The 5,844-nt window shown below is 70.0% G+C and carries 10 protein-coding genes; 6 read left to right on the forward strand and 4 right to left on the reverse strand.

Going from position 1 to position 5,844, the window contains the following annotated elements; genetic code table 11:
- The 3 genes from ETD83_RS44065 to ETD83_RS38410 all read left to right on the forward strand — a co-directional run.
- A partial coding sequence (locus tag ETD83_RS44065) for a hypothetical protein (RefSeq protein ID WP_205718122.1) occupies positions 1-352 on the forward strand: 352 nt, incomplete at its 5' end.
- Between the two features lie 202 nt (positions 353-554).
- A complete protein-coding gene (locus ETD83_RS45125) occupies positions 555-761 on the forward strand; it encodes a hypothetical protein (RefSeq protein ID WP_230421474.1) in 207 nt (68 codons plus the stop codon).
- Positions 758-1,504, forward strand: coding sequence for an AMP-binding protein (locus tag ETD83_RS38410; protein WP_230421475.1), 747 nt, complete (start codon positions 758-760; stop codon positions 1,502-1,504). Before ETD83_RS45125 ends, ETD83_RS38410 begins: the two co-directional genes overlap by 4 nt.
- Positions 1,505-1,770: 266 nt before the next feature.
- Here ETD83_RS38410 and ETD83_RS43230 read toward each other — a convergent pair whose 3' ends face one another.
- Positions 1,771-1,941 carry a hypothetical protein gene (locus ETD83_RS43230; protein ID WP_171064680.1) on the reverse strand — a complete coding sequence of 57 codons (171 nt, stop codon included), beginning with the start codon at positions 1,939-1,941 and terminating at the stop codon, positions 1,771-1,773.
- A gap of 24 nt (positions 1,942-1,965) precedes the next feature.
- A complete protein-coding gene (locus ETD83_RS38420; RefSeq protein WP_138650108.1) occupies positions 1,966-2,319 on the reverse strand; it encodes a PRC-barrel domain-containing protein in 354 nt (117 codons plus the stop codon).
- Positions 2,320-2,504: 185 nt separating this feature from the next.
- Here ETD83_RS38420 and ETD83_RS38425 point away from each other — a divergent pair, with 185 nt between their 5' ends.
- Positions 2,505-3,362, forward strand: a complete 858-nt coding sequence (locus tag ETD83_RS38425; protein WP_138650109.1) for an alpha/beta fold hydrolase — start codon at positions 2,505-2,507, stop codon at positions 3,360-3,362.
- A 34-nt stretch (positions 3,363-3,396) separates the two neighbouring features.
- On the opposite strand, the gene ETD83_RS38430 is transcribed toward ETD83_RS38425, so the two are convergent.
- The gene (locus tag ETD83_RS38430) at positions 3,397-3,828 is read right to left on the reverse strand and encodes a PPOX class F420-dependent oxidoreductase (protein ID WP_138650110.1); all 432 of its coding nucleotides are present in this window, start codon (positions 3,826-3,828) and stop codon (positions 3,397-3,399) included.
- Complete coding sequence (locus tag ETD83_RS38435) at positions 3,825-4,793, reverse strand: NAD(P)-dependent oxidoreductase (RefSeq protein ID WP_230421476.1); 969 nt, start codon at positions 4,791-4,793, stop codon at positions 3,825-3,827. The genes ETD83_RS38430 and ETD83_RS38435 overlap by 4 nt, the downstream gene beginning before the upstream one ends.
- 56 nt (positions 4,794-4,849) lie before the next feature.
- On the opposite strand from ETD83_RS38435, the gene ETD83_RS38440 reads away from it, so the two are divergent.
- Positions 4,850-5,284: a MerR family transcriptional regulator gene (locus ETD83_RS38440; RefSeq protein ID WP_407921554.1), complete on the forward strand. Its 435-nt coding sequence runs from the start codon at positions 4,850-4,852 to the stop codon at positions 5,282-5,284.
- A gap of 9 nt (positions 5,285-5,293) precedes the next feature.
- A partial coding sequence (locus tag ETD83_RS38445) for a winged helix DNA-binding domain-containing protein (protein WP_138650111.1) occupies positions 5,294-5,844 on the forward strand: 551 nt, incomplete at its 3' end.

Genomic DNA, 5,844 nt, shown 5'->3' on the forward strand with positions numbered 1-5,844 from the left:
CGATGTTTATAAGAGACAGGGTGAGGGGCAGGCCCTCCCGGAGGCGGCCGCGCCGGGCCTGCCGGTGGCGCCGGGGCCGAACGCGGTCGTCCTGCCGCCGCTGACCGCGCCGGGGGGACCGCCGACGCGCGCGGCGGCGGGGGAGAGCCGGATGACGCTGCTTTCCCCCACCGGCCTGGACGAAGCGGAAGAGACGGACTGGGCCGTCGTCGTCGGCATAGCGCTCGTCGCCGAGATCGGCCTGCTGTGGGGTGCCGCGTGCGTCACGCTGTGGAGGCGGCGGATCGCGCTCCAGCGGGCCGCCGAGTCCAGGGCCGTGGAAGGCGGCCAGGTCTTCTCCGGCGGTCACTAGGGCCGGGCACGGTCGGTGAGCGCGTGGACGCCCACGTGTAAGTGGGCACGTCCTCTTGTCACGGCGGTGACAAACTCCGCGTTGACGAATGTGAGCGCGGGCTAATATCGCGCGCTGACTACCGTCCGGTAGCTTAACGCTCATCGCCGGTTTCCGGGGCGTCGGGCAGGGCCGTTGGGCCGACGCGCCTCACGTTCGCCTCATGTCCGCCTACGGTCGTCGCCGATGGCGCTGCCCGGCCATCTACACCGACCCCGTGTCGTTCATCATGAACCCGATGCGGTGGCTTCGGCTCATTTCCGAGCGTCCGGGCAAGAACGTCTACACCGCGGGCCGCAATTTCGCGTACGAGTACGTCGCGTCCCAGGCGACGGCGGAGAAATCGGGGACCTCGACCTGTCCGGGTTGACGACGTGCCTGAACGGTGCGGAGCCGATCCGTCCGTCCACGCTGGCGATGTTCGCGGACGCGTTCGCGTCGGCCGGTCTGCGGCCAGGGGCGCAGGCACCGGGGTACGGGCTGGCCGAGGCGACCGTGTTCGTCACCGCGGCGGCGGAGAACGTCCCGCCGAAGGTCGTCGCCGCGGACAGGGGTGCGCTCACGCAAGGTGACCTGCGGCTCTGCGACGGCGGTTCTGAACGGGCCAGTGCGCTCGTGTCCTGCGGCCGTCCGAGCGGGCAGCTCGTGGCGATCGTCGATCCGGAGACGTGCACGGAACTGCCGGACGGCCGGGTCGGGGAGATCTGGGTGCACGGGCCGAACGTCGCGGCCGGCTACTGGCGAAACCCTGTGCGCAGCCAGGCCACGTTCAGTGGCGAGCTGTCCGGCCCGGGCAGCCTGCCGTCGGGGCCTTGGATGAAGACCGGTGACTATGGGGTCGTCCATGAGGGCGAGCTGTACGTGACAGGCCGCATCAAGGACCTCATCATCGTGGACGGCCGCAACCACTACCCGCCGGACATCGAGGTGACCGCGCAGGAAGCGCATCCGGCCATCCGGCCCGATCACGTCGCCGCGTTCGCCTTGCCTGGGGAGGAGACCGAGCGACTGGTGGTCGTCGCTGAGCGCAACCGTCGCGTCCCTCTCGGACGGCTGGACATGGACGAGGTGGAGACGGCAGTAGCGGCGCCATCAACGTCCAGCACGAGATGAGCGTTCACGAGTTCGTGCTGATCGAGCCTGGTGGCGTGTCGCGCACGTCCAGCGGGAAGATCGCGCGTACTGCCACGCGGCGGCGTTACTCAAAAGCATCATCGGCTCCCACGGCTTCAACTACCACGAGGCCGTCGAGACCAACCGCCTCATCGGCCTCGGCATGATCCACCCGACGCTCTCGAAGGTGTTCGCGCTGGACGAGGCGGGGGAGGCGACCAGGCGTCGGCGCCACCTGGACGACCGCTGACCTGGAGCCGGGGTCGTCAGCGTGCGGGACGGGAGCCTCGGCGGCGGCCGATCCGCACCCCGCTCAGGACGAGATCGGCCAGGAACAGCACCACACCGATCACCAGCAGGTAGAACAGGCCCTTGACGACGACGCCGACGATCCCCAGCGCGATCGCCACCACCAGGATGAACAGGAACAACGCCACGTGGAATCCCTCCGGACCGGCTGATCAGCGACGCGCCAGCCTGCGTTCGCTCGGGGCCGCGTTGTACGCCAGGTCGTAGTGGGCGAAGAGCGCCTGCTCGTCCTCGGCGAGGAGCTCCCCGTCCGTGTCGATCGACGGAGCGTTCTTGACCTGCTTCTTCGCCTGCGCGACCCGGACGTGCCCCGGCCCGACCATCGCCCCCGCGAGCGGCGCGAACACCAGGCGCTGCCGCGTCGGAAGGCCGATCTTGATGGTGACGAACGACGGCCGGTCGGTACCGGTGTCGACGTACACCGCCTCCAGCTCGCCGATCTTGCTTCCGGACGCGTCGATCACATCGTGGCCGCGCCACTCCCGAATGTCCTCGACCTCGAACATGTCACACATCCAGCCGTCGGGTCCGAACCCTGGTCAGGCCCTACATCTACCCAGCTCACGGAAGTTATGTCCCCCAGGGCCGCCGAGCCCGGCGCGTCCTGCCCGGCGCTGCGCCGCCTCACCGTCCACCCGTAAAGTCGGCCGAAACCAGACCAGGAGGAAGCTGGACATAGAGGGGGCCGCTCGTGGACGAGTGGACGTTGCGCAACAGCTACGAAAGCTCGCTGGGAGAAGTCCGATGGGACCGGTTGGGCGATCCCGGCGGCCAACCCCTCGTCCTCCTGCACGGCACGCCGTTCTCCTCGCTCATCTGGCGTCACGTCGCCCGCGCCCTGACCACCACCCCCAGGCCGGCCGTCCGTCGCTTGGTGTACGTCTTCGACATGCCCGGCTACGGCACATCGGCCATGACCGAGGCGCAGGACCTGTCGCTCGACGCCCTAGCCGGAGTCTTCGCCGAACTCATCGATCACTGGGGCCTCACCAGCCCGGACGTCGTCGCGCACGACTCCGGCGGCGCCGTCGCTCTCGGCGCCCACGTGGACCGAGGCGTCCCCTACCGGCGGCTAGCCCTGGTCGACGCGGTGTCGCTGCCGCCCTGGGGCAGCGAGTTCTTCGCGCTGGTCGGCGAGCACACCGAGATCTTCCGCCGGCTGCCGGGCCCGCTGCACCGCGCCATGCTCCGCGAATACGTCATCACGGCAAGTTCCCCCGGTCTGCGCCCGGACGTCCTGGACGCCCTGACCGCCCCCTGGCTCGGCGCGGACGGGCAAGCCGCGTTCTACCGCCAGCTCGCCCAGCGCCGCGCCGACCTCACCTACATCGACCGCATCCGGGACGGTTATCCCGCGATCGACCTGCCCGTCCTGGTCTGCTGGGGCGCCGACGACTCCTGGGTCCCCGCGGAGCGCGGCCGCGAGTTGGCCGCCCTCATCCCCGGCGCGGAACCGCACCTCATCGACGGCGCGGGCCACCTGCTCCCCGAAGACCGTCCCGCCGAGCTCACCGCCGCCCTCCTCACCTTCCTCGACGCCGCCCACTAGAAGCCCTGCCCGTCGGTCTGGCGAGCCGTGCTCGTCAGCGGAGCTTGGCGCCGTAGACGTGGTCGACCGTCATCGCCATCAACACCCTGCGATCCGACACCATGACCGACCGGTACTCGTCCCAGTCGGGGTGCTCTCCGGCGGCGGCACGGTAGTAGTCCACCAGGGCCTCGACCTCGGGACCGTGAGGATCGGTTCCCGGTCCGGTGAGCGTCGCGATGCCTTCGGCGGTGGCCCAGGCCCAGCCGTTCTTGCTGGTGACCTCAAGCGTGGCTCGCGGATCCCGGCGCAGGTTCGCCGTCTTGGCCCGTCCTTCGGTCATCGACACGTAGATGACGTCGGCCGCCTGGTCGTAGAAGGGCGAGACGGGGGAGAGCTGCGGACGTCCGTCCGACTTGATCGTGGCGAGGATGCCGAGCCTGCTCTCCGCGAGCAGCGCGCGCGGGTCGAATGGTGCGTCGGTCACGGTCGCGCCTCCGAGGGCTTGCGGAACTGCTCTATCAACGCAGCGTAGCCGTCGCCGCCGCGCCCGCCTGCCACGGCCCGGTCGGTCAGGGCCTTGATGAGCTTCGGAAACTCGGCGTTGACCCCGAGTGACACGCTCTCCTGGACGAGGTGCTCCATCGCGCCGAGATGAGTGTCGATCGTCGAGTCGAGCGCCGGATACGCACCGTCGTCGATCTGCTGCGCGTAGCCGGGCAGCCAGCCCGCCACGGTCCCGATCGCCTGTTCCGCGAGCGAGGCGAACGCCGTCGCCTTGATACCCGCCGTTTCGAGCAGGGCGGCACCGTGCAGGAAGCCGTTCAGGATGTTCCACATCAGGCTCAGCACGGCCACTTCGAACAGCGACGAAAGCCCATGGTCGCCGCCCAGGTAAACCGTCCCAGCCGCCCCGACCCCAGCCGCTTCCGCGCCAGCGGTCCCATCCGTCCCGGTGGCTCGATCCGTTCCGGCGGCGAGGCTTCGCAGGACCGGTTCGTGCAGGTCGAAGTCCGTCCGCGGCCCGCTGTAGACGATGGTGGCGTCCGCCGTGCCGATGCCCGCGGGGACGGCCATGATCGCACCGTCGAGGTAACCGCCGCCCCGCCGCGCCGCCCATTCGCCGATCTCGCGGGCCTGCGCCGACGTTCCCGAGGTCAGGTTCACCAGGACCCGGCCGTCCAGGACGTCCTCCAGCGGGTCGAGGAGCTCCCGCACCGCCTCGTAGTCCGAGACGCAGATGACCACGAGCCGTCCACCCGCAACGGCGTCGCGGACCGAACCGGCGAGCTTCGCGCCTTCCGCGACGAGCCCATCCGCCTTGGCCGCCGTTCGGTTCCAAACCGTCGTCGGATACCCATCGCGCAAGAACGCCCCCGCCAGGGCCTGACCCATCAAACCCAGGCCCAGGACGGTCACGGGCGTCAGGCCGGTATCGCGGTTCCCCATCATCTGCTCCCCCGAGATCGGTAGGTGGACATGGCAGAATCATCAACGTTCACACCGATATGAAGGTCAAGGAGGAGCGGCGCGTGCTGATCGGGGAGCTGAGCAGACGGACCGGAGTCCACGCCCACCAACTCAGGTACTACGAGGCCCAGGGCCTGCTGGAGCCCGACCGTGGCGCCAACGGCTACCGCGAGTACGCCGACGACGCCGTGCTGACCGTGACCCAGATCAGAAGGTTGCTCGAAGCCGGGCTGTCCACCCAGGAGATCGCGTTCCTGCTGCCCTGCGCCACCGGCACCGCCCCCGTCCTCGAACCCTGCCCCGAACTGCTGACCACCCTGCGTACACGCCTGCGCGGCCTGGACGACCACATCGACACCCTCGTCCGCTCACGCCAGGTCCTCAACGACTACATCGACGCCACCGAACGCCTTATGCCACGCCAATACCAGGACTGCGCCCCCGCCACCCCACAACCGGCACCAGCCCGATAGGTCTCTACGGTGGACACCGCCGTAAGCCGCGCGCAAGTCGTCGCCTTCCGCTACGCCGCCCACGACCTCGACCCTGCCGCCCCGGGCAACGGCGGGACGGTCCTCGCCACCGGCCTGCAGGACTACCCGCCCGGACGGAGCGCAACGCTCGCCCTCCGCCTGCGGACCTCCGCGCCGCCGCCTTCGGTGCTCGTCCATTCGATCCGCGGCGCCATGCACCTGCACCACGCCGCCGACCTGCCGCGCCTGGCGGCGGCGCTCCGGATCGAGGACGTCCGGGACCTGCCGCCCCAGTCGATCGGCCCGTTCGGCGCCGAACTCGCCGGCCATGGCATCGCCTTCGGTTCCGCGCTGGACGAGATCGCCGCGGCGATGCGGGCAGCCGTCGTCCCAGACGGACGATCACTCACCAAAGGCGAACTCAGTGGCACGGTCAGCCCCGAAGTGGACCGGCGGCTCACGCCATGGTGCGAGGGCTGCGGCGCCGCGCACGTCCACGACCAGCTCTTCCGGCACGCCACCCTCCAGGCCGGACTCGCCATCGAGGTCGACCCCACGAC

It is taken from the genome of Actinomadura soli, assembly GCF_005889715.1.
Classification (GTDB): Bacteria; Actinomycetota; Actinomycetes; order Streptosporangiales; family Streptosporangiaceae; genus Spirillospora; species Spirillospora soli.